Annotated in this window: 18 protein-coding genes; 5 read left to right on the top strand and 13 right to left on the bottom strand. The window is 67.3% G+C overall.

Annotated elements, in window-relative coordinates; genetic code table 11:
* The 4 genes from pgaD to pgaA form a co-directional block, all read right to left on the bottom strand.
* Positions 1–474 carry a poly-beta-1,6-N-acetyl-D-glucosamine biosynthesis protein PgaD gene (pgaD, locus tag AB1Z25_RS05685; protein WP_107799932.1) on the bottom strand — a complete coding sequence of 158 codons (474 nt, stop codon included), beginning with the start codon at positions 472–474 and terminating at the stop codon, positions 1–3.
* Positions 471–1,718: a poly-beta-1,6-N-acetyl-D-glucosamine synthase gene (gene pgaC / locus AB1Z25_RS05680; RefSeq protein ID WP_227107376.1), complete on the bottom strand. Its 1,248-nt coding sequence runs from the start codon at positions 1,716–1,718 to the stop codon at positions 471–473. Before pgaC ends, pgaD begins: the two co-directional genes overlap by 4 nt.
* A 67-nt stretch (positions 1,719–1,785) precedes the next feature.
* On the bottom strand, positions 1,786–3,744 hold the full coding sequence (pgaB, locus tag AB1Z25_RS05675) for a poly-beta-1,6-N-acetyl-D-glucosamine N-deacetylase PgaB (protein WP_227107375.1): 1,959 nt from the start codon (positions 3,742–3,744) through the stop codon (positions 1,786–1,788).
* Positions 3,744–6,167, bottom strand: a complete 2,424-nt coding sequence (gene pgaA / locus AB1Z25_RS05670) for a poly-beta-1,6 N-acetyl-D-glucosamine export porin PgaA (protein WP_486636770.1) — start codon at positions 6,165–6,167, stop codon at positions 3,744–3,746. The genes pgaB and pgaA overlap by 1 nt, the downstream gene beginning before the upstream one ends.
* Positions 6,168–6,464: 297 nt before the next feature.
* Here pgaA and AB1Z25_RS05665 point away from each other — a divergent pair, with 297 nt between their 5' ends.
* Positions 6,465–6,944: a VOC family protein gene (locus tag AB1Z25_RS05665; RefSeq protein ID WP_486636769.1), complete on the top strand. Its 480-nt coding sequence runs from the start codon at positions 6,465–6,467 to the stop codon at positions 6,942–6,944.
* 10 nt (positions 6,945–6,954) lie between these two features.
* Here AB1Z25_RS05665 and AB1Z25_RS05660 read toward each other — a convergent pair whose 3' ends face one another.
* From AB1Z25_RS05660 to AB1Z25_RS05625, 8 genes are all read right to left on the bottom strand, one after another.
* A complete protein-coding gene (locus tag AB1Z25_RS05660) occupies positions 6,955–7,518 on the bottom strand; it encodes a MarR family winged helix-turn-helix transcriptional regulator (protein WP_107799936.1) in 564 nt (187 codons plus the stop codon).
* A gap of 136 nt (positions 7,519–7,654) precedes the next feature.
* A complete protein-coding gene (locus AB1Z25_RS05655; protein WP_486636768.1) occupies positions 7,655–8,503 on the bottom strand; it encodes a 5'-nucleotidase, lipoprotein e(P4) family in 849 nt (282 codons plus the stop codon).
* A gap of 170 nt (positions 8,504–8,673) precedes the next feature.
* Complete coding sequence (locus tag AB1Z25_RS05650; protein WP_486636767.1) at positions 8,674–10,929, bottom strand: TonB-dependent receptor domain-containing protein; 2,256 nt, start codon at positions 10,927–10,929, stop codon at positions 8,674–8,676.
* Positions 10,930–11,088: 159 nt separating this feature from the next.
* Positions 11,089–13,224: a S9 family peptidase gene (locus AB1Z25_RS05645; RefSeq protein ID WP_486636766.1), complete on the bottom strand. Its 2,136-nt coding sequence runs from the start codon at positions 13,222–13,224 to the stop codon at positions 11,089–11,091.
* Positions 13,225–13,310: 86 nt separating this feature from the next.
* A complete protein-coding gene (locus AB1Z25_RS05640) occupies positions 13,311–14,075 on the bottom strand; it encodes an energy transducer TonB (protein WP_235089615.1) in 765 nt (254 codons plus the stop codon).
* Position 14,076: 1 nt separating this feature from the next.
* Positions 14,077–14,496, bottom strand: a complete 420-nt coding sequence (gene exbD, locus AB1Z25_RS05635) for a TonB system transport protein ExbD (protein ID WP_235089616.1) — start codon at positions 14,494–14,496, stop codon at positions 14,077–14,079.
* Positions 14,497–15,264 (bottom strand): tonB-system energizer ExbB, encoded by a 768-nt coding sequence (gene exbB / locus AB1Z25_RS05630; protein ID WP_474455937.1) that lies wholly within the window; start codon positions 15,262–15,264, stop codon positions 14,497–14,499.
* A gap of 94 nt (positions 15,265–15,358) precedes the next feature.
* Positions 15,359–16,201 carry a ChaN family lipoprotein gene (locus tag AB1Z25_RS05625; RefSeq protein ID WP_486636765.1) on the bottom strand — a complete coding sequence of 281 codons (843 nt, stop codon included), beginning with the start codon at positions 16,199–16,201 and terminating at the stop codon, positions 15,359–15,361.
* A 346-nt stretch (positions 16,202–16,547) separates the two neighbouring features.
* Here AB1Z25_RS05625 and AB1Z25_RS05620 point away from each other — a divergent pair, with 346 nt between their 5' ends.
* The 4 genes from AB1Z25_RS05620 (at position 16,548) to AB1Z25_RS05605 (ending at position 19,981) form a co-directional block, all read left to right on the top strand.
* The gene (locus AB1Z25_RS05620) at positions 16,548–17,144 is read left to right on the top strand and encodes a TetR/AcrR family transcriptional regulator (RefSeq protein WP_107799942.1); all 597 of its coding nucleotides are present in this window, start codon (positions 16,548–16,550) and stop codon (positions 17,142–17,144) included.
* Positions 17,145–17,235: 91 nt separating this feature from the next.
* Positions 17,236–17,976, top strand: coding sequence for an NADPH-dependent oxidoreductase (locus tag AB1Z25_RS05615; RefSeq protein ID WP_107799943.1), 741 nt, complete (start codon positions 17,236–17,238; stop codon positions 17,974–17,976).
* 48 nt (positions 17,977–18,024) lie between these two features.
* Entirely contained in the window at positions 18,025–19,125 is a 1,101-nt protein-coding gene (nemA, locus tag AB1Z25_RS05610) for an N-ethylmaleimide reductase (RefSeq protein WP_107799944.1), read from the top strand.
* A 433-nt stretch (positions 19,126–19,558) separates the two neighbouring features.
* Positions 19,559–19,981 carry a hypothetical protein gene (locus tag AB1Z25_RS05605; protein WP_146176674.1) on the top strand — a complete coding sequence of 141 codons (423 nt, stop codon included), beginning with the start codon at positions 19,559–19,561 and terminating at the stop codon, positions 19,979–19,981.
* An 89-nt stretch (positions 19,982–20,070) separates the two neighbouring features.
* On the opposite strand, the gene AB1Z25_RS05600 is transcribed toward AB1Z25_RS05605, so the two are convergent.
* Positions 20,071–20,742, bottom strand: a complete 672-nt coding sequence (locus AB1Z25_RS05600) for a UPF0149 family protein (RefSeq protein WP_146176675.1) — start codon at positions 20,740–20,742, stop codon at positions 20,071–20,073.
* Positions 20,743–20,747: the final 5 nt, after the last annotated feature.

The following is a 20,747-nucleotide window of genomic DNA, read 5'->3' as shown; positions in this document are numbered from 1 at the left end:
TCAGCCGGGCGGCGGCAGCCGCGTCACGGTTTCGATGCGGGCGATGCCGCCCTCGCCGCAATGATGGACCACCGCCACCTTGGCGGCCTGGCCCTCGCGCAGCTCGTCCGGAGACACGCCCAGGTCTTCCGCCAGTTTTTCCAGGGTGACGTTGGGGATCGGGCTGCGTTTCTGCTTGCCGGCGAAGCGCCAGTAGTTGATGCGCGACCACAGCAGCAGGCATAGCCCGATCAGCGCGATTTCGAAGCCGTAATCGCGCAGCCTGCCCAGGTGCTCCGGCGCGTCCTGCGCGCGCAGCGCCGCCGGCAACACGTCCCGGCCCCAGATCAGGTAGCCGACATAGGCCAGGGCCGGCAGCCACAGATAGATCCACGCCAGCCAGCACGCCAGGGTCATCAGCCAGGACAGCAGCCGCTGCAAGGCGCTCATATTGTGCGCGGCCTGGATGATCAGGCCGTCTCCCAGCCGGCTCATGCCCTCACCCCCCGGTCCGGGCTGACCCAGCGCGCGCGCTTGCCCTTTTTGCGGAACACCGCCTGCGGGAAGGCCACGATGGTGGTGCAGACGTTGAGCAGCCAGTAAACCAGCGGATACCACACCATCCAGTAGTAGTTCTTGCCCAGCTTGGCGTCGTACTGGCTGTCCATCATCTTGCTGATCATGAATTGCAGCATGCAGGTGCCGCCCAGCACCATGCCGTGCCAGCGCGGAATCAACGGCGTGCCCATCTGGGGCAGCCAGTCGCCCAACACCAGGCTCAGCAGCCAATAGACGATGATGCCGGCCATGGTGTAGGACCACACCACGCTGAGGAAGTACTCGGAATACACCGGCCACATGTGGCGGTGGCGCCAGGTGCGCAGCACCCAGGCGTTGCGCATCAGCGCCTGGGTGCCGCCCTTGGCCCAGCGCAGCCGCTGTTTCCACAGCCCGCGCAGGGTTTCCGGCATCAGAATCCACACCAGCGCGCGCGGTTCGAAGCGCACGTTCCAGTGCTTGAGCTGAAGTTTCCAGCTGATGTCGATGTCCTCGGTCAGCATGTCCTCGCTCCAGTAGCCCGCCTGGTAAACCGCGGTCTTGCGGAAGGCGGTGATCACGCCGGAGACGGTAAACAATCGGCCGTAAGTGCGCTGCGCGCGCTTGATCAGGCCGATGATGGCGGTGAATTCGCCCACCTGCAGCCGTCCCAGCAGGGTGGTGCGGTTGCGGATGCGCGGGTTGCCGGTGACCGCGCCCACGCGCGGCGAAGTCAGGAAATGGCGCATCAGCCATTTGCCCGCGTACGGGTCCAGCAGCGCGTCGCCGTCTATGCACAGCAGGTATTCGTGGCGCGCCAGCGCCAGCGCGGTGTTGAGCCCCACCGCCTTGCCCTGGTTGGTGGCCTGGTGCACCACCCGCAGCCGCGGATGGGCGGCGGCCAGTTCGTCCAGGATGGCGCCGGTGGCGTCCCGGCTGCCGTCGTTGACCGCGATCACTTCGAAGTCCGGATAGTCCAGCGCCAGCGCGTAGGCCAAAGTCTCGCGCACATTGTCTTCCTCGTTGTAGCAGGGCACCACCACGCTCAGCGGCGGATAGTCCAGCGCCGGCGGCTGATTGAGCGGCGGATCTTTTCTTTCGTAGTGGAGGTAGTAATGCACCGCCCCCACCATCCACAGATAAGCCATGAACAACGGATAAAAAAAGGCATATGCCAGCAGCAGTATCAATGCCAGGTTCACAACACTTCTCCTCGCCCCTTGATGCGACGGGTCATCAATCGTCCATGCGGTCTCCCGCCGCCGGCCTTCATTCTTCCGGCCTCGCCGTCAGCGAAAACACTCGCTTGAACGTCTTCAGCCTGGGCTGGTCCTGGAACAGGTCGTCCGGGTAGTAGGCGATGTGCCGCGCGCCCAGGGTGTTGAGTTCGCGCACCGTGGCCGCCAGCTCCGCGGTGGGAATCGGCTTGCGGCTGCGCCAATCGACGGCCTGCAGTTCGAACACGGTTTTTTCCAGCGCGCCGGGTTTGGCCGCCACCTTGTCGAACAGCCGCCGCAACCAGGCCTTGGGCTGGGCCGCGTTTTCCATATAGGGCATCGCCATCACCGCCACCCGGTCGTAGCGGCTCAGCGCGCTGTCGAAGGACTGGGCGAACCAGGTTTCCGACTCCGGATTGAGCACCACCTCGGCGTAGAGATTGCGCGCGGTGCGCAAATCCGGCTGGTATTGGCGCACCACGGCCGCCAGCTCCATGCTGAAATCGTCCAGCAAGGCGGTTTTGTCGCGCGTCCAGCGCGCCATCTGCTCCGGGTCCGCGCGCACGTCGGCCACGCTGGCGGCCAGGCCCCGCCCTTGCCGCGCCTGCCGCGCCGCCGGGCCGGCGTCTTCGAAGTCGGACAGGGTGGCGTCGTCGTGGAACAGCAGGCCGCTGAAACGCGAGCTGCGCGCCAGGTCTTCGTAAATCTCGCGGATCAGTTGGCGCACCGGCGGCGAATACGGGGTCAGCCGCGCATAGCCCTGCACCTTGGCCTGAGCGCCGCCGCCCTGCTCCGCCAGCACCCGCTCGCCGGCCAGCGGATGGCCGGCCGGCAGCGCGAAGCCCAATAAGGGCATCCAGGCGTAGACCCTGACATTGGCCCGGGTCTGCAATTGCCAGGCGGCGCGGTTGAACAGGTCCGCGCGCATCGGCAGGTGGCGGTTGGGGAAATACAGCGCCTGCGCCACGCCGTCGCCGTCGGGATCGGCGAAGGCCTGCAGGTAAACGGTGCTCGCGCCCATGGCCTTGACCCGGTCCAGCAGCCGGCCCAGGTTTTCGTCCTGGCGTTTGGGATCGGGATCGTAGATGTAGTCCAGGTCCACGTGCATGATGCGGCTGGGTTCCGGCCGGACGCCGTCCGGCCAGCCGTTGAGCTGCTTGAATTGATAAGCCAGATCGCCCAGATCCATATTGGCGTCCAGCAACACCCGGCGCAGCGAGGACAGCGGGGTGTCGCGGACGTTGATGCCCGCGCCCAGCCCCATGGTCACCGGCATGCCCTCCTGCGCCGCCACCCCCGCCGCTTGCGGCGAGTAGCTGCCGTAGGGCCATACCATCGCCCTGGGCGCCACGCCCAGCCGCGCCTTGAGCAGCGCGCTGTTGCGGCGCAAATCGTCGCGGATGCGCGCCAGATAGGCCGATTCGCTTTCATAGCCGCCGGCGCGGAAGGCGCGGGCGGTCAGCGCCGGTTCCAGATTGCCCTGGGGATTGGCCAATACGCCCAGATGCGAGGCGTAGCTGTGGCTGGCCACTTCCACCAGGCCGCTGGCCCGCATTTCGCGGATCTGCGCCCAGCTCAGGAATTTGCTCCGCCCCGCCACGCCGTCGCCGTAGCTGACCTGGCTGCCCTCGGGCGCTTCCAGCCAGCTGCCCACCAGCGCGATCACGGCCGGCGCCCGGAACAGCTTCAGCACCGGATAGACATTGGTGTACACGCTGCGGTAGCCGTCGTCGAAAGTCAGCAGCACCGCCTTGTCCGGCAAGGGCTTGCCGCCGGCACGGTCGTCCAGCACCTGTTGCAGGCTGACGAAGCTGTAGCCCTGGCCGCGCATCCACTCCATTTGCTTCACCAGCGCGCGGGCGTCCACCGCGAACGGGTCCGAGGCGCCGCTGTCGGTCTTGTCCACCTCGTGGTAGCACAGAATCACCAAGCGCCCGGCCGCCGCTTGCGCCCAGCCGGTCCACAACAGGCAGGCCGTCGTCAGGGCCGCCAGCCATTGTTTCATTTTCATCAGAAGCGCCAATCCAGATTGAGATAAACCTTGTTGCCGGTTTCCGCCTTGCCGTCATAGGGGTGGCGCACCCGGGTGAAGCCGTAACGCAGGCTGCCGCGGCTGCCCCAGCGCCACTCCTGTTCCAACAGCAGCCCCCACACGCCGCCGGCGCCGAAGTCGCGCTGGGTGTAAGTGCCCAGCGTCAGCCCCAGGCGCTGATGCCAGGTGGTTTCGTATTCGCCCCACAGCTTCCATTCCTGCATCGCCGTCACCGAGGCCTCGCCGTCGGCGCGCGGATTGAAATAGCGGGCGGACGTCACCGCGTCGTTGGCGCTGGCCGCCAGCGTCAAAATGGTGTTGAGTTTGTAGCGCGGTCCGCTGACCCAGCGCTGGTCCCAGTTGGCGGACACCGCGCGGCGCAGATTGCCGTCGGACAAGGACAGGGCCTCGGCTTGCAAGGCGTAGCTGCGGTAGTCGTCGGCGCGGTACTGCAGGCTCAGCTGGGTCCGGTTGCCGCGCACATCGTCCAGGCGGCCTTTCAACGGCGCTTCGGCGCTGTTCAATTCAAAGCGCGCGCCCAGCGTCCAATAGTCGTCCGGCGTCCAGTCGTAGCCGGCGAAAGCGCCGCCGCGCCGTCCGCCGTCGATCTGGCCGGTCAGGCCGAATTCGCCTCGCCCCTGCTCGCCCCGCCATTCCGCGCCCATGCCCAGCGCCTCGTAACGGGCCGACGCCGTCTCGTTCACATAACTGGCGCGTTGCAGCTGATGCAGGCCGAACAAGCGCCAGTGGCCGAACGGCGACGAATACAAGCGCGCCGAGCTCTCCCAGGCGTTCTGCTCGCCCGCGCCCTGGCCGCCGCTCAAATCCTTCTTCCCTTCCAGCACCAGCTCCGGCCGCCGTTCCAGCCGGGCGCGCTCCCGCAACTGGCGCACGCCGGCGTTGTCCACGTCCAGTTCGTTCAGCCTCAGCAGCTGGCGGTCCGCCTCGTCCAGCTCCTGCAAGTCCAGCGCCGCGCCGGCCAAGCCGGTCGCCGCCGCTTCCGGCTGGTCCGGTTCGTCCACGCCCAGCCGGGTGAACACGCCGCGCGCCCTCCGCGGCCAGCCGCGCATCAGGGCCAGGCTGCCCTGGTTCTGCCGCAGCTCCGGATTGAACGACGCCTCGTCCAGCAGGGCTTCCATCCGCTCCCAGCCGCCGCGGGTGTCCTCCTGATAGGCGGTGACCATCGCGTCCAGCAAGGCCACGCGCTGAAACGCCGGATTGAACACGCGTCGGCCGCTGGCGCGCTCGGTCTTCTGCCGGGGCGTGGCGGCTTGCAAGGCGGTCAGTTCCCGGCGGCAGGCTGCGTGCTGGCCGGACTCCAGCAGGGCGTAGACCAGGCCGATGCGCCAATCCAAGGCCTCGTCCGCCTGCGGCGCGTCGCGCAGCGCCGAGCGGTACAGTTCCTCGGCGCGCAGCGGCTGGCGCTGGTTGAGATAGGCGTCGGCCAAGGCCGCGCGGGCGTACGGCGACCACGCCTGGCCGGCGCTCTGCCGGTCCAGGGCGACGGCCTGCGCCGACAGGCCGCGCTGCTGCAGCATTTGCACGCGGTCGTCCGCCGCCAGCGCGGCGAACGGCGGCCGCGCGGCTTCCGGCCGCGCCGCGATGTCCTGATTGAGCTTCAGCGCCGCGTCGGTTTGCGCGTGCCGGCCCGGCCCGCTGTCCTGGCTTTCCTGAATGCGTCCCCAACGGCTCAAGGTCGCCGCGCGGTCGAAATCGATCTGCAAAGCCAGCCGGGGATCCGCAACGGACGCCTGGTCCGCCTGCCATGGCGCGCCCAGGCGCAACAGGCAGCCCAGATAGCTGCGTTCCAGTTCCGGGTCTCCGGGAAAGCGCGTCCGCGCGCGGATCAGATAATCCAGCGCCTGGGTCAGGTCCCCGCTTTGCAGCAGGACGTAAGCGCGCGCGCGGCTCAGCTCCAGTTCGTCGGCCGGCGCGCCGGGCGGCGCGGCGTCCAGCGTGGCCAGCGCGGCGGCGGCCTGTCCGGCTTCGGCCTGGGCCATGGCCAGGCCGGCGCGATAGCCGGCCGCGGGCTGACGCGCCAGCAACACGCGGTACAGCCGCGTCGCTTCCGCCGCGTCGCGCTGATCGCGCGCCGCTCGCGCCAAGCGCGCCAGGGTGTCCGCCGACATCTCGGCCTCATGTCCGGGCAGCAGCCGCAGGGCCTCCGCGCCGCGTCCGCTCCAGCACAGCAGGGTCAGATAATCGTCCAGCAAGGGCGCGGGCAGCGGTCCGCGCGCGCGCTCCCGCTCCAATAGCGCCAGCGCCGGCGCGGTCTGCCCCGCCCGGGCCTGGACGATGGCCGCCGCGTACTCCGGCTGTTTCCAGACCGGCGTTTCCGCTCCCGCCGCGCCGCCGGCCAACAACAAACCAGCCGCCAGGCTGGTGAATAGATTTCGCGTCATGCTTGGCCCGTCAAGGTCTGTCTCAACATCAAGTTACAAGTCATTAAACAGATATTAGATTCCATCCAATTAGATAGCAAATTTTTTTTCTATTTAAATTTGTTATTTAAAATAATCCGCATGAAAAACTACCCGCATTGCATGAAGGCAATATAGCCGTTGGCGCGCGGCTTGCTGGCTTGGCTGAGGTTTCCGTCTGTCCCGCTTAAAATACGCTTGACGTATAGTACGTATAACGTACTATATAGCGACAGGCGGCCGCCTCTATCGTCACCCTCCACTTAAGGAAGCACACTAATGGCTATCGAAGTATTGGAATTGCACCATCATGGCTTGCGCATGCCTCTGAGCCTGGTTGAGGCCATGGGCGCGTTTTACCGCGACGTCCTGGGCCTAGACGCCGACGCCGGCCGCTGGCACATCCCCGGGGTGCCCGGGTTTTTCCTGGACCTGGGCAACGACTGCCAGATCCATCTGCTGGGCAACGACGGCGTGTCGCCGTACGCTCAGGGCGCGGGTCAGGATCCGGTGGACAATCATGTGGCGCTGGCGGTGCGGGACATCGCCCAGGCGGAGGCGGAATTGCTGCGGCAAGGCATCGCCCACTGGCGGCAGGCCAACGTCGCCGCGCCGGAATTGACTCAGTTGTTCCTGCGCGATCCGGCCGGCCACCTGATAGAGCTGCACCAGATCGGCCATTGCCGCTGCAAGGCCAGCGACCGCGCCCGCGCGGACGCCTTGGCGGCGTCCGGCGCTCAGCCCAGCGCGCCGCGCTGAGAAAGCGGCCTCAGTCTGCTTTCAGCCGGCACCACACTTTGGCGAGCAAAGGCCAAAGCGCCGCGCATTCGCTCTCGTCCAGCGCCTCGGTCAGGCGCTGGCAGGCGCGCCAGAAGCCCGGCAGCGCCTGTCTCAGCAGTTCCCGGCCGGCCTCGGTCAGGCTCAGCCCCAGGCTGCGGCGGTCTTCGTCGCGCAGTTGCCGTTGCAGCAGGCCGCGCCGTTCCAGCCAGTCCAGCTGGCCGGTGACGGTGGAGCGGGTCACGCCCAGATAATCGGCGATCGCCGACGGGGTCAGCGGCCCGTTCCGCCACCAGCCCTGCTCTTGCAGCGAAAACAGCATCAATACGTTCAGCTTGCTCTCGGTCACGTCCAAGGCCTGCAAATCCGCGTTCACCGCGCCCAGCACGTCGTCGCTCAGCCACAGCAGCAGCAGGCCGAGCCCGGCGCGGGTCCGGCTCACCTCCTCGCCGGCGCTATGCGCCAGCAATTGCAAATGAGGGGCGATGGCCGGCTCCAGTTCGCGCGCGGCGGAAGAATCGGACGGGGAAAGAGGGGCGGTGGCGTCGGCGGACATGGCTTCAAGACATTGAGGAGGAATCAAACCCGCGGCGGGCCTTGCCGGCCGCGGAAGCGAGGGCAGCGCGCGGCGCTCCCGCGGCTATCATAGTGGCCGGCCCGGCGCGACGCAAACGCCCGCCGGGCCCGGCCGCTCAGGGCGCCGGCTTCCAGGCGGACTTGCTGGCCGCCTTCTTGAAAATCTCGCGGTTGCGGTCCGAGGCCGGCGGCTCGGAGTCGCCGAAGATCGCCCGCATCCAGTGGCCGTCGGTGGGATTGGGCATCAGGATGAATTTGCGGCCGAACAGCTCGCGGTCCTCCTCCATCAAGCGCGCGCGCTCGTCCACATCCTTCACATAGTATTTGCGCTGAAAATCATTGAGATTGTCGCCCAACATCGCCACCACATGGTATTGGGCGGCGATCTCCTTCTGCCGCGGCTCCTTGTTGGAGCTGTCGCGCAGAATGGTCACGTGCTTTTCGTCGACGAAGGGAAAACCGGCGGCCCGCAGATTGCCCAGCGCGTATTCATAGGTCTTGTCGCCCTGATCGCGGCTGCTGACGTAGAACACTTCCACGCCCTGGGATTGGGCGTAGTTGAAGAAGTCCAGCGCGCCGGGCGTGGCGGTCAGCTTGTTTTCCGGAATCCATTTGTCCCAGATCGCGTCGTCGAAGAAATCCCGGTCCTGCTGGATCAGATAGCCCCAGTAATTGACGGCGTTGAGCACGGTGTCGTCGATGTCGGTGATCACCGCCAGCGGTTTGTCGCCGGGCTTGCGCGCCGCCAGCGCCTGATCCAGCCGCATCCGCGCCAGATTGAAAGCCTGATGGTAGAGCGCGCGGTATTCCGCCGCGGTCTGCTTCCAGGCCGCGGCGGCGATCAGCAGATTATTGCCGCCGTTGCCGGACGGGCCGTTGCGATTGTCGGCCTCGGCGGCCTGCGCGCCGTGTCCTACGCTGAGCGCGCACAAGGCGGCGATGGCCGCGCGGCTGAGCTTGTTCATGGAGATCTCCTTTGTCGTTTGGTCTTGTCCAGGTTCCGGTCATGCCGGAACCTGGACAATCTACCCTGAGACGACCTGGCTTTGAACCTGTTTATGATCTCGCGAGCTCAGGCGAGACAAGGCGTTTTCAACACCGTACCGCCGACGCGCAGCAGATCGTACACAGCTTCTTAAAAGCGCAGTTCGGTGGCCAGCATATAACTGCGGCCGCGCGCCGTGCTGTTGGGCGAGATGTCGGGCGACTGCGACGGAAGCGAATTCAAGGTGTTCAGCGGCTCGGAGTAGCTGCGGTTGGCCAGGTTGCGCACGCCGGCGCGGATCAGCCATTGCTTGTTGACGCGATAGCTGGCGTAGAGGTCGATGATGACCGGATTGGCCTTCTGCTCCTCCTTGAGATAGGCGCTGGTACTGTCGTCCTGCAACTGGTCCGGCGACAGCCGGCGGTTGGCGCCGTCGCGCTTGAACAGCGCGCCCACTTCCAGCTTGCGCTCCAGCCAGCGGCTGCCCAGATCCAGCGTGTAGTACTCGTCCGGCAGCTCGCTGACATTGCCGACGGAGAACATGCCGCTGGCGAAGGAGGTCGGCTGACTGGTGTGCTCGCGGCTGTAAGACAGCCGCGCGTAGACGAAGCCGGCGTCGTAGTCCGCCTCCAGCTCGAAACCGCGGGTGCGCACCGGGGTCAGCGAATTGGTGTAGATGGTCATGCCGTCGTTGTAGTCGTCGGAGCCATTGGACCAAAACTCGTCCAGCGTGCACTTGCGTCCGCCCTTGCACACATTGAAGGCCTGGCTGGAGATGTAGTCGGCGATGCGGCTGCGGTAGAACAGCGCCTTGGTGCGCAGGGTGTCGCGCTCGCTCAGCAGGCCGTGGAACATCGACGTCACGCCCAATTGGTAGGTTTCGGCGCGTTCGCTTTTCAGGAAGGGGTTCATCGACTGGCCGCCGGAATTGGCGAAGAAGACCTCTTGCGGATTCGGCCCGCGCATGGTGCGCGCATAGCTGGCGAAGGGCTGGAACCAGGGTTTGATCTCGGCGGACAGCAAGAGCGAGGGGTTGAACGCGCTTTCTTCCAGCTTGATGTCGGCCGCGCCTTGCGGGAAGCATTCCACACGCGGATCGCAAGCCGGTTTATGGCCGCTGAGCGCGAAGCGGCTGTAGTTGAGATCAGCCTGCAGCGTGTAAATGCCGCGGCGGAACTCCAGGCCGGTGAACAGGCTGCGGATTTCCTGGCGGCCGGCCGGCGCGAATATATTGTTTTCTATCGCCTGCTGGTTGGCGTCCGGATTGTCGTCAGTGCTTTGCACCATGCTGTTCACATTGCGGGTGAAGCGGTTGCGCATCCACTTGCCGCCGACGCTCAGCGTGGCGTCGCCGCCGGCCAGGCTGAAACGGCTGCTGTTGCGCGCTTCCAGCGCGTCGCCGATGTTGTCCGTGCTGCTGTTGTAGAAGCTGAACAGGGAACCGCGCTGATAGGCCTGGCGGCCGCGGCCGTGGCTGGCCAGCACGGAAAAGTCCAGCCATTCCGAATGCGGGGTGTAGTTGTACTTCAGGTAGAAGTCGTCGCTCTGGATGTCGCGGCGCACGAAGTTGTTGCGATAGCGCCGCGCGGACAGTTCCGCCTCGTGGATATCGCCCACGCGCAGATTGGCTTTAAGCATCTGCGACTGCGGGTTCTGGGTGAAGTGCTCGTCGTAGCCGAAGCCGAAGGCCTCGCTGTCCACGCCCTGGGCGTTGCGATAATTGCCGCCTATCGAGCTGCTGCTGATCGCCCCCAGCAGGCCGAAGCGCACGCCGGGCGCCAGTTCCGTCCGCGCCGCACCGGCTGCCATGCCGCTGCGGCCCAGGCCGTTGCTGCCCACGCTGTACTTCAGGCGCGCGCCCTGCTGTTGGCCGTCGAAGATCACGTCTTCCACGCCCAGAGTGCGGAAGTTGGCGCTGCCCGCCAGCGCGTTGACGCCGCTGGCGCCGCCGCCGGTGCCGCGCGTGACGTCGACGCCGACGATGAAGTTGGGATCGATCAGCGCGCCGAAGGAACTTGACGGCGCTGCGCCGTGGCTCAAGGAGGACGGCGCCGAACCGTAATAGTTCTGGCTGACGCCGTCTATCATGGTGTTGACCCGGCCCAGGCCGCTCAGGCCGCGGATATTGACGCTGACCGCGCCCTGGCCGGGGTCGATCTGGGTATAGGTGCCGGGAATCCCGCGCAGGATGCTGTCCAGCGATTGCAGCTTGGTGTTTTCACCGCGGCTGCTGACCGCGCCGGGTTTCTCCAGCGCGCGCTGCTCGTCGCTCAGCGCGTCTCCGGACACCACCAAAGGTTTGAACTCAACATTCCCCTGCCCGGCGGCGTTCTCCGCCGCGCTGGCCGGAGCGGCTGCCACCGCCAGCGCGGCGCCGACCAGCCGGGCCATCATTTTCTTTTTCACAAGCAAACTCTCCACAGTGATCGCCGTCCGCCGCGTCAGGCGCGAAAACGGACGGCTTGGAACAGGAGAGCCGCGGGCCAGGCGGCCAGGCGGGGGACGAAATGGACATGGTGACGGGCTCCAGCCCGCCGCCGGCGCGGCCGGCGACGGGGATCAAGATTAGCTTCCGGCTTGCGCCGCGGACGGGGACGGCGGCTCGGCGTCCACCGTCAGCAGGAAGGCGTAATCGCGCGCCGCCGCCTCCAGCCGGTTCAAGCGGCCGGACTGGCCGCGATGACCGGCCGTCATGTCGGTGAACAGCAACAGGCGCTGGCCCGGCCATTGCCGCTCGCGCAGCTTGGCCACCCATTTGGCCGGCTCCCAGTACGGCACCTGGCCGTCGTGCAGGCCGGCGCTGACCAGCAGATGCGGGTAGCGTCGCGCGGCCACATTGTCATAAGGACTGTAAGCCTTGATCCAGCGGTAGGCCTCGGCCCGTTCCGGATTGCCCCACTCGCCGTACTCGCCCGTGGTCAGCGGCAGCGTCGGGTCCTGCATGGTGGAGAGCACGTCGACGAAGGGCACTTGCGCCACCACCGCGCGGAACAGCTCCGGCGCCTGGTTCATCGCCGCGGCCACCAGCAGGCCGCCGGCGCTGCCGCCCATCGCGTACAAGCGGCCGGGCGCGGCGTAGCCCTGGCGCAGCAGGCCGCGGCCGGCGTCCACGAAATCGTTGAAGCTGTTGATCTTGCGTTCCAGCCTGCCCTGGCGGTGCCAGTCCTCGCCCAGTTCCCCGCCGCCGCGCACGTGGACGATGGCGAAGACGAAGCCGCGGTCCAGCAGGCTGAGCTGCTGGCTGCCGAAGGCGGCGTCCATGCTGGTGCCGTAAGCGCCGTAGCCATAGGCCAGCAAGGGATTGCCGCCTTTGCGGAACAAGGATTTGCGGTAGACCAAGGACACCGGCGCGCGCGCGCCGTCGCGCATCGTCAGCCAGACCCGCTCGCTGCGATAGTCCCCGGCCCGATAGCCGGCGATCGCCTTGCGCTGCAACAGGCGGCTGCCGCCGCCGGCCATGTCCCACTCATAGGTGGAGGTCGGCGTGCTCATCGAGGAATAGCCGTAACGCAGGCGGCCGCTGTCCGGGTCCGGGTTGTAGGCCAGCCAGGCGCGGTAGCTCGGGTCCGGGAAAGCCAGGCTGCGCTCCTCGCCGCCCCGCCAGGCGATGCGGCGGATGCGGGTCAGCCCGTCCGCGCGCTCCTTAACCACCAGATAGCGGCGGAACAGCTGGAAGCTGTCCAGCTCGCGCTTGGGGTCGGGCGGCAGCACCGCCTCCCAATCCGCGCCCGCCGCCGCCGCGCGGTACAGGCCGAAGCGTCCGCCCTCGTGGTTGGAACGCAGGTAGAAGCGGTCGCGGTAGTGATCCAGATAGTATTCTCGGCCCGGCCGGCGCGCGGCGAAACGCCGCGGCGGCGCGTCCGGCGCATGCGCGTCCAGCAGCCAGGTTTCCGAGCTGTCGGCGCTGCTGGCGATCAATTGCAGATAGCGGCGCGAGGCGGTATTGGACAGGTTCAGCGAGAAGGCCTCGTCGTCTTCCTGGTAAACCAGCGCGTCCCGGCTCTGCGGCTGGCCGGGGCGATGGCGGTAGAGCTGGTAGGGACGCAAGGTTTGCGGGTGCAGCTTGACGTAGAACAGGCTGCCGCCGTCTGTGCTCCACTGCAGGCTGCCGGACGCCTGCTCCAGCGTTTCCGGCAGCCAGCGGCCGCTGGACAGATCGCGCAGCGACAGCCGCGAGGCGCCGCGCGCGCCCAGGTCTTCCGCCGCCGCCAGCATCGGCCGGCCGGCGGCCACGCTCCAGGCGCCCAAGCGGTAGTAACGCTGGCCGGCGGCGCGTTCGGTCCCGTCCAGCAGCAACTGCCAGCGGCCGCCGGCGGCGGGCTGACGCTCCAGCCGCGGCTGCTGGCCGCCCGGCGCATAGCTTTCGCGATAGCGCCAGCCGCCGTCGACAAAGGGCGGCGAGCTGTCGCGCTCGCCGATGCGCGCCCGCATCTCGGCCAACAGCGTGCGGCGCAACGGCTCGGCGGCCGCCAGCTGGGCTTCGGCGTAGCGGTTTTCCGCTTCCAGATGGGCCAGCACGTCCGGCCGGCTGCGGCTGTCGTCGCGCAGCCAGGCGTAGTCGTCGACGCGCACATCGCCGTGCGCTTCCAACTTTTGCGGCCGGCGTTCGGCCTGCGGCGGCGCGTCCGCGGACGCGGCCGGCGCGAACGCCAGCAAGACGCCGGCCAGCGCCGCCGCGGACAGATGGGAATTCAACTTCATGCGAACCTCGATTCAGGATGCGCGCCGCCGGCGGCGACGCGAAAAACCGGATGGATAGGCGCTACAGGACGGGAGCGGAACCGGGCTTAAGATTCGCTCAGCTCGAAGCGCATCGGCAGGCTGACGCTGACCCGGCCGCCCTTGAGCAGATCCGCCGGCGGCGCCGGCAAGGGCTGGGCGCGCTGCAGCATGGCGGCGGCCTCGCGGTCCAGCGAGGCGGTGCCGGAGCCGGCCAATTGCTGGCTGGACAAGACCCGGCCGTCGGCGTCGACGACGAAGCTCATCTTGACCACCCCGTCGCGGCGGCGGCGGCTGGCGTCTTCCGGATAGCGGCGGAAACGCGCCAGATGGCTTTGCACCCGTCCCTCCCAGCTCTGCTTCAGCGCGCGCGCCGCGCCCTCGCTATTGAACGGCGCGGCGGCGACCTCCCCGGCGTCGGCCCGCGGCGCGGCGCTGCTGGCGGCCGGCGCGGATTGCGAGGCCTGCTCGCTGTCCCGCGCCTCCGCCTTGTCCGCGGGCTGTTCCCGGCTTTGCCGCGCCGCCAACAGGCGCGGCGCTTCCGCCTCGGCCAGCTTGGGCAGCCGCTCCGGACGGCGCTCGGCCTTGGGCCGGCTGGCGGCGGCGGCCAGGCTTTGCTGCGCGCCGGTGGGCAGCGGACGGCTGGACGGCTCGGCGCTGACCTCCGCGGCCCACACCCGCATCACGGCGGCCGGCGCGGCCGGGGCCGGAACCGGCTCGGCCACGGACAGGTATAGGCGCAGCGCCAACAGCGGCGCCCCCAGCGTCAGCAGACAGGCGTTGCCCCAGCTGGCCAGCGGCAGCGGCGGACGGTCCCATGCGGCGACGGCCATCTCAGCCGCCCTCGCGGGCGACCAGGCCGACGCTCAGATAGCCGGCCTCGCGCAAAGCGTCCATCACCGCCATCACGTCTTCGTAGCGCGCCTGACGATCTGCCTGGAAAAACAGCGGGGTGTCGCGACGGCCGCCGCTGTCGCGGTCCAGTCGCGCGGCCAGCTCCGCCAGCGTCACCGGCTGCTTGCCCAGTTGCAGCGAGCGGTCCTGATTCATCGACAGGTAGAGCGGCTTGTCCGGCCGCGGCTGCTGGCGCGCGCTGGAGGCCGGCAGTTCGATCCGGGTGTCCACGGTGGACAGCGGCGCCACCACCATGAAGATGATCAGCAACACCAGCATCACGTCGATGAAGGGGGTGACGTTGATATCGGACAGCTCCGCCAGGCCCTCGTCCTGACTGCTGGGAAAACCGCCGGCCATTCAAGCGCTCTCCGCGCGGACGTCCAGCTCGCGGCTAAGCAGCAAGAGCGCCAGGCCGGCCGCCTGCTGGCTGCGGCCTTTGTGCCGGGCCAGCGCGCGGCTGAACAGATTGTAGATCACCACGGCGGGGATGGCGGCCACCAGGCCGACGGCGGTGGCGAGCAAGGCCTCGGCGATGCCCGGGGCCACGGTGGCCAAGGAGCTGCTGCCGCTGCGGGCGATGCCGACGAAGCTGTTCATGATGCCCCACACCGTGCCGAACAGGCCGACGAAGGGCGCCACCGCGCCTATGGTGGCCAGCAGGCCGATGCCGGCGGCCAAGCGCCGCCCCTGCTCCGCCTGCCATTGCTCCAGCCGGAAGCCCGCCCGCGCCTGCACGCTGTCGCGCGGCGCGCCGGGCGAGGACAAGCGCAGCTCGGCGTCGGCTTCGGCCAGCAAGCCGCGGGCCGGCTCGTGCGCCGGCAACGCGGCGCAGCCGGCGCGGGCCTCGCTCAGCGTGGCGGCCTCGCCCAGCAGGCTGAGCGCGCGGCCGGTGGCGCGGTCGGCGCGCCACAGCGCCGCGCCCTTGACCAGCAGCACCACCCAGCAGGCCAGCGCCGCCAGCAGCAGGCCCAGGATCACGGTCTTCACAACCGGGTCGGCGGCGCGGTACATGCCCAGCGCGCTCAGGTCGGCCGGCATGGCCGCGCCGGCTTCCGCCAGCGCCGTCAGCGGCCAGCACGCGCCTGCCAGCGCGCAGCCTGTCGCCGCTCGTTTCATGGTGTTCATCATCGGAAATCCAAGCGAAGTTTTATTTGTTCGAGTTGAGAATGTTATACGTAATGAGAATCATTATCAATATATAAGCGCAGCGCAACCGCGCTCAAGGCCGGGCCGGCGCCGCGAACCAGACGTAATCGCCCTGGCGCGCGTCCAGCTTCATGCCCTCTTCCGCCAGGATCAGCACCCGCAACGGCGTTTGCGGCTGCAAATCGCGCACATGCAGCGGCACGCCGATGTCGGCGGCGGCATGGTAGGCGCCGGCAATCAGCAAGGCCGGCGCCGGCGCGGCCAGCAGCCGTTCCGCCATGCGCCGGTCCCGCGCCTGCTGCACCGCCAGCATCGAAGCCAGATGTTCGGCCTTGACCTCCCCGCCGTGCTCCTCGCGGATCAGTTCGCTCAGCTTGGCGCGCACCTCAGGCCGCGTGGACGCCTGGCCCGGCAATTGCACCTGGCTGCGGTACACCGCCTGCATCTCGTTCCTGTCCAGATTGGCCGCCAGCACCGGATAAGGCGCGCGCATCACATGCTCGGCCAGTTTGCCGTACAAGGGCCACGGCCAGCCCGGCAGCCAATCCACCGCCTGGGCGAGCGCGGCGCCGGACAGCGGCTGGCCGGCGCGCAGCCGGGCCTGCGCCTGTTCCACCTTGGCCTGCTGCGACGGGGTCAGCATTTCCAGCAGCACGCTGCCCTGCGGCCGCTGCGCCGCCAGTTCCGTCGCCAGCCAGCGTTCGATGCGGTGGTGCTCGCGGTTGTCGTGCTTTTCCCCCACCAGCAGCCGCGGCGCCGGGGCCAGCCGCTGCAACAATTGTGCCGGCTGCAAAACTTCGCCGCTGCGCAGGTCCACAATGCGGCCGGGCGGGTCCCCGGCCGGTTCGGCCTCCTGAGACAGGGCCGCGCAGCCGCTCAGCAGGACGATGGCCAGCAGCTTCCAGATTGACTTCATAGGGTTTCCTCTCGCATCGTCGGCTTAGAACCTGTTCAAAAATCTGCTGCGCTTCGTGCAGCGTTGCACGGTGAGCACCCGCTCAAAATACTCATATGCCACGCGTACCTTCCGCTTTTCGCTCGTTTTCGCCTTGTCTCGCTCTTACTCGCGGGATCATGAACAGGCGCTTAGCGTAAAACCCGGCATTGTAGTTGCAATTGATTCTTATTATCAATATTTACCATGCTAAAAGCATGCCAAGCCCGCCTGATTCGCCGGCCTCGCCCTTGTCGCCAGCGCGCGCCTCTCCCAAGGATTGAAAAATTTCTTGAAACTAGACGACCGGTCTAGTAGACTTCAGCCCATGTCACGTCCCAACCAGTTTTCAGACACTCGCGAACACCTGCTGGCCACCGGCGAAGCCATCATCCTCGGCAAGAGCTTCTCCGCCGTGGGCCTGGCGGAAATCCTCGGCGCGGCCGGGGTGCCCAAGGGTTCGTTCTACCATTACTTCCGCAGCAAGGAAGGCTATGGCGTGGAACTGCTGCGTCGTTATTTTGAGAAATACGACGGCAGACTGGTGAGCTTTCTGTCCAAGGACGCCGGCAGCGCCCGCGATTGCCTGCTGCATTATTTCGACGGCTGGCTGGAAACCCACCGTTGCGATCAGCCGCAGCGCTGTTGCCTGGCGGTGAAGCTGGCCGCCGAGGTCTCCGACCTGTCCGAGCCGATGCGCGAGGCGCTGGCGGAAGGCATGGGTTTCGTGGTGCGCAATCTGGCCGCCTGCATCCGCCGCGGCCAGCAGGAAGGCTCGCTGGACGCGGACCTGCTGCCGGACGAGACCGCCAGCGCGCTGTACAGCCTGTGGGTGGGCAGCGCGCTGCTGTTCAAGACTCAACATTCGCGCGCGCCGCTGTTGGCGGCGATGGCGCACACGCAACAAATTCTGCGCGCGCCCTAACCAAGGCGAGGCCGCGCCCTCCCCCGCTCCCCGGAGCGGGTTATTTTGACATTAAAACTATACGACTGGTCTACTTGAAGGAGTCCCAAGCATGAACTCGACACTGGAACTAATGCAAGAGCACCGCAGCGTGCGCAGCTACCAGGACAAACCCATTCCCGCCGAGGTGCTGGACGCGGTGCTGGACGCCGCCTGGAAAGGCCCCACCTCCATCAACGGCCAGCAGGTGTCGCTGGTGGTGGTGCAGGACGCGGAGCGTCGCCAAAAAATCGCCGAAATCGCCGGCGGCCAACCGTGGATCGCCCAGGCGCCGGTCTTCGTCGCCATTGTTCCCGACTTCTACAAAACCCGGATCGGCGTGGAAAAAGCCGGCGCCGAGCAAGTGATCCACAACAGCGTGGAAGCCTTCGCCGTCGGCGCGGTGGACGCCGGCATCGCCCTGGGCAACCTCATGACCGCGGCCCGTTCCGCCGGCCTGAGCGTGGTGCCCATCGGCGGCATCCGCCGCGACCCGCAAGCCATGGTGGAACTGCTGGAGCTGCCGGAACTGACCTTCCCGCTGGTGGGCGTGGTGCTGGGCTACGCCGATCAGGACAGCGCGGTCAAGCCGCGGCTGCCGCGCGCCAGCTTTGTGCACCGCGAACGCTACCAGGCGGCGGAACTGCCGGCTATGATCGCGCAGTACGACGCGTCCATCATGGATTACTGGAAGAGCATTCAGCGCGCCGACGGCCAGCCCTGGTCCGCCAACACCGCGCAGTATTACCGCAACGTGTATTTCCCGCAGGTCGCGCCGGTGGCGCGCAAACAGGGTTTCGGTTTCGATCTGTGATCGCGCCCGCCCACTTTTCCCCGCTTAAATAGAGCCAAGGACATCGCAATGCAAGCCGACAAACTGTTCACCCCGCTGCGCGTAGGCGCCGTGACCCTGAAAAACCGCGTGGCGATGGCGCCGCTGACCCGGCTGCGCAACACCGAGCCGGGCGACGTGCCCACCGCGCTGGCGGAAACCTATTACGCCCAGCGCGCCGGCGCCGGCCTGATCGTGGCGGAAGGCACCCACATCTCCCCCACCGCCAAGGGCTACGCCGGCGCGCCGGGCATCTACAGCGAAGCGCAAGTGGCGGCCTGGACCAAGGTCAACGCCGCGGTGCACGCCAAGGGCGGCCTGACCGCGCTGCAACTGTGGCACACCGGCCGCATTTCCCACCGCTCCTTGCAACCGGACGGCGAAGCGCCGGTGGCGCCGTCGGCGATCCAGGCCGACAGCCGCACCAATATCCGCGCCGCGGACGGCAGCCTGGTGCGCGAGCAGTGCGACACCCCGCGCGCGCTGGAAGTGTCCGAGCTGGCCGACATCCTGGAAGACTATCGCCGCGCCACCGACAACGCGCGCCGCGCCGGCTTCGACCTGGTGGAAATCCACGGCGCCCACGGCTATCTGCTGGACCAGTTCCTGTCGCCGCAAGCCAATGTCCGCACCGACGAATACGGCGGCAGCGTGGCCAATCGCGCGCGCTTCCTGCTGGAGGTGGTGGACGCGGTGGTGTCGGAATGGGACGCCGAGCACGTGGGCATCCGCATCTCGCCGCTGGGCGTTTTCAACGGCATCAGCAATACCGATCAGCTGGAGATGGCGCTCTATCTGGCCGAGGAACTGGCCAAGCGCAAACTGGCCTTCCTGCACATCTCGGAACCGGACTGGGCCGGCGGCCCGGTGCTGGACGAGGGCTTCCGCCAGGCGCTGCGCCAGCGTTATCCGGGCGTGATCATAGGCGCCGGCGCCTACACCGCGGAAAAGGCGGAAACCCTGATCCGCCAAGGCTATATCGACGCCGCCGCCTTCGGCCGCAGCTATATCGCCAACCCGGACCTGGCCGAGCGCCTGCAAAGCGGCGCGCCGCTGAACCCGCCGGACCTGGCCACCTTCTACGGCGGCGACGCGCGCGGTTACACCGACTACCCGGCGCTGAACGGCTAAGCCTGCCGCTCACCGCCAGGCACGCGGCGCGCCTCCCCCCAAGGGAGCGCGCCGCTTTTTCATGGCCGCACCCATCCGGGCTTGCCGGCCGGCTATTTTCCGCCCGCGGCCGATACCGGCCGCGTAAGCGAGCATTGACGGGCTTTTAACGCCCGGCCTGCGCCTTGACCGGGCAGCGGGCAACTGTGCACAATCGCTGCCGTGCCGTTCCTCGCGGCACCGGACTTGGCCGTCCGGCGAACTACACTGCGAACAAGCGCTTGAGCTTTGCGTTTGGATCGCTGCACTCGTGCGCGCTCACAATGGCGGGCCGGGTGGGGACACCTTAGCGGGTGTGCCGGAGTCGTGTAGTCCGGTCGGCCAACCCTGTTCGGTCTGCCACCTCCGCTTGGCCGTGGGGGTGGCAATGAAAAACCGCTACACGGAGGTGATCATGTCGATCAAAACCCCATCCCGCCGCCATTACCGTCCAGACCCGGACCCGACGTCCCGCGCGGAATTGCCGTTTGCAGCCAACGCGTCCAACCGGCGCGGCGTTCATTGCTGGCAAGTTCCGCCCATAGACGACCAACACGCCGCGCATTTGCTGGGCCGCGAATTCGCAGGACATTTCATCAAGTATCTGCAGGACAATCCCGACGACGGGCTGCGAAACCTGCTCGCCCAAATCGCCGCGGACATAGACTTTAGCGACGACAGCGCCGCCAAAGGCTATTGGGAAGGCTTCTTCAGCCTGCTTGAGCAAGTGCTGGCGCTGACCACCTCGCTGCTGGACGTATTCGATTACATCGACCGGCTCAACGCCCGGGAGGCCGCGGAACGCGCGCTAAAGCCCGCCGCCGCGGCCGGTACTTAACAATTTCAGCAAGCGCCAAGCGCGCCGGCATGAAAAAAGGAAGCCTCCCGGCTTCCTTTTTTTAACGCCCGGCGCAACGCGCGGGACAATCAGTTGCGGCCGCAGCAGGCCTTGTACTTCTTGCCGCTGCCGCACGGGCAGACGTCGTTGCGACCCACTTTGTCGCCTTCGCGGCGCACGGTGCTGGGCGCCTGTTCCTTGGCGCGCCAGTAGGTGTGGACCGCGGCCAGCGCTTCCAGCATTTCTTCCTTGTAGCCTTCCACTTCTTCGTCGCTGAAGGTCAGCAGGTCTTCGCCGTCTTCCTGCTCGAAAGCGCCGCCCAACACCAGCATCGGCATCATCAGGCTTTCAAAGCCCTCGTCCTCGTCGGCCACTTCGAACCAATCGGTGTCCACCACGTCCAGCGCGTAGAGGAAGGCGTTGGCCCACGGCCAGTAGTCCGGCTCGTCGCTGTCGCTGTCGTCTTCCGCGTACAGGATCAGATCCAGCTCGTCGCCGGCCGCCAGCGCGGCGGCGGTGGCGTCGTACAGCTTCTGCAGCAGGGTTTTCAGTTCCGCCGCGTCGTCCGCGTTTTCAAAGGCCGGCGCGTCGCCCAGCACTTCTTCCAGCCAGAAATCGGCGTCCACCGCGTCCGGACCGCACGCCAGCGCGGCGAAAAAGCCCTGCACTTCGTCCGGGCGCATGGTGCTGCCGCTGGCGGACAAGGGGGTCAGCAGGTTTTCCAGACGCAGCAGATCGGCGTCGTTGAATACGGTAGTCATGATGG

The sequence above is a fragment of the Chromobacterium sp. HL1 genome (assembly GCF_057418835.1).
This window is presented reverse-complemented; position numbering and strand designations above follow the sequence as displayed.

Bases quoted from the DNA above. Each gene is read 5' to 3' on its own strand.
- pgaD (WP_107799932.1), bottom strand. From the start codon at position 474: ATGAGCCGGCTGGGAGACGGCCTGATCATCCAGGCCGCGCACAATATG.
- pgaB (WP_227107375.1), bottom strand. From the start codon at position 3,744: ATGAAAATGAAACAATGGCTGGCGGCCCTGACGACGGCCTGCCTGTTG.
- pgaA (WP_486636770.1), bottom strand. From the start codon at position 6,167: ATGACGCGAAATCTATTCACCAGCCTGGCGGCTGGTTTGTTGTTGGCC.
- AB1Z25_RS05665 (WP_486636769.1), top strand. From the start codon at position 6,465: ATGGCTATCGAAGTATTGGAATTGCACCATCATGGCTTGCGCATGCCT.
- AB1Z25_RS05660 (WP_107799936.1), bottom strand. From the start codon at position 7,518: ATGTCCGCCGACGCCACCGCCCCTCTTTCCCCGTCCGATTCTTCCGCC.
- AB1Z25_RS05655 (WP_486636768.1), bottom strand. From the start codon at position 8,503: ATGAACAAGCTCAGCCGCGCGGCCATCGCCGCCTTGTGCGCGCTCAGC.
- AB1Z25_RS05645 (WP_486636766.1), bottom strand. From the start codon at position 13,224: ATGAAGTTGAATTCCCATCTGTCCGCGGCGGCGCTGGCCGGCGTCTTG.
- AB1Z25_RS05640 (WP_235089615.1), bottom strand. From the start codon at position 14,075: ATGGCCGTCGCCGCATGGGACCGTCCGCCGCTGCCGCTGGCCAGCTGG.
- exbD (WP_235089616.1), bottom strand. From the start codon at position 14,496: ATGGCCGGCGGTTTTCCCAGCAGTCAGGACGAGGGCCTGGCGGAGCTG.
- exbB (WP_474455937.1), bottom strand. From the start codon at position 15,264: ATGAACACCATGAAACGAGCGGCGACAGGCTGCGCGCTGGCAGGCGCG.
- AB1Z25_RS05625 (WP_486636765.1), bottom strand. From the start codon at position 16,201: ATGAAGTCAATCTGGAAGCTGCTGGCCATCGTCCTGCTGAGCGGCTGC.
- AB1Z25_RS05620 (WP_107799942.1), top strand. From the start codon at position 16,548: ATGTCACGTCCCAACCAGTTTTCAGACACTCGCGAACACCTGCTGGCC.
- AB1Z25_RS05615 (WP_107799943.1), top strand. From the start codon at position 17,236: ATGAACTCGACACTGGAACTAATGCAAGAGCACCGCAGCGTGCGCAGC.
- nemA (WP_107799944.1), top strand. From the start codon at position 18,025: ATGCAAGCCGACAAACTGTTCACCCCGCTGCGCGTAGGCGCCGTGACC.
- AB1Z25_RS05605 (WP_146176674.1), top strand. From the start codon at position 19,559: ATGTCGATCAAAACCCCATCCCGCCGCCATTACCGTCCAGACCCGGAC.
- AB1Z25_RS05600 (WP_146176675.1), bottom strand. From the start codon at position 20,742: ATGACTACCGTATTCAACGACGCCGATCTGCTGCGTCTGGAAAACCTG.